The 1,287-nt window shown below is 58.2% G+C and carries 2 pseudogenes; both read right to left on the bottom strand.

Going from position 1 to position 1,287, the window contains the following annotated elements:
• Positions 1-202: pseudogene (locus EOB36_RS33830) on the bottom strand (hypothetical protein); the annotation flags it as partial.
• A gap of 324 nt (positions 203-526) precedes the next feature.
• Positions 527-1,287, bottom strand: a pseudogene (locus EOB36_RS33825) (TlpA family protein disulfide reductase); the annotation flags it as partial.

The raw sequence follows: 1,287 nt of genomic DNA, 5'->3' as shown, positions 1-1,287 counted from the left end.
CGCCGCCAAAGGGTACCGCACGTTGCTGTTGCTTGGTGATGATGAACTCGGCCAGCAGCTCGGCATCCGAATGGCCTTCCCATAAGCCGAAGGAATCCTGAGTACGAATGAGCCGCAGGAGGCATTTGACGAACGGGGAAGCAAGGGCCTCGTCGTCATTGTTGACAGCAGGGCCAACCGGAGGAATTTCGTTGTTCGTCATTTCAGTCTTCGTCTTCGAGGTACGATTTCCTTTTCCTGCGATGCCCACTCCGGGTCGGCTTGCGTGGCCGACGAATGGCTTGGGCGGGCCAACCCCAAGAGTGCCCCGTGGCCGACCTCGACATGTCCACGAGTGCGAGACCTGCGGCGCGAATTCGCGGCGCACATCGTCTGCGCCGCGATCCGACCGGTGGTCAACGCAATTGAAATCCAACCTGCCGCAAGCCGCCGCCCTGCTGCATCGACATACTTGCTGCGAAGAGAGCCTCGATGGGCGGATTGGCCAGTGTTCAATTCCAATTGTCAGTCCCTTCGCGATTCTTGCTCAGGAAGTGACTGCGTTTTGAGTTTCGGGTGCCTTCTTTTGCGGAGCCACACAAAGATCCGCGTGACAGGCAGGCTCACCCGTGTAGTTGGCCAGTGCTTCGAGCAATGGGGTAAGATAGTACTGTTTGGTGTGGTCCGGAATTGGCCCCAGCCGGTCCACCGATTTCAGTGCCACCTCGATCAACTCGATTGCGCGATCTTTGTTGCCGCTCTCGTAATAATACTGAGCTACCGGGAGGTACCGGAGGTATTTAAACGGGCCATCGCCGTTCGGGGGATTGAGTGCCAGTATCTGTTCCGAGAGCTCGTTGCCCATCGCAAAGCGCTCCGCGCGCGGAAGATGGGAATTGTCCATCGTGGGATCGAAGAGTTGGTTGAGGGCCAAGGCCATCCACGACACCGCGTCGGACGTTTTGTCGATCGCGTCCTCGACCAATTCTCGCATGACCGGCATGCCGGTCTTGATGTCGCGTAGCTTGTGAAGCAGAAGATCCGCATGAATCTGCCGGAACTCACAAGAGTCTGGCATCAAGGCGAGGCCTTCTTCGATGGCCAAGAGCGCCGCCGTCCAATCCTCGGCCTGCATCGCCGGCTCAAGTTTGGCGTATATCGGCCCGGTAAGCGACATTTCGCGCGCTGCAAGTTGGTTATGCGCGATGCGCTTTGCATCGGCGGCTTTCGCTTCATAGCTGCTGCGCCAGCTGCCGTTAAGGACTTTCGGCAAAACGTCATCGAGTTCCGCCGGGTGGCCGATAAAAG

This window comes from Mesorhizobium sp. M6A.T.Cr.TU.017.01.1.1 (assembly GCF_004023115.1).
Taxonomy (GTDB): Bacteria; Pseudomonadota; Alphaproteobacteria; order Rhizobiales; family Rhizobiaceae; genus Mesorhizobium; species Mesorhizobium mediterraneum.
Note: the sequence above shows the minus strand (reverse complement) of the source record. Positions and strands in the feature narration are given on the sequence as shown.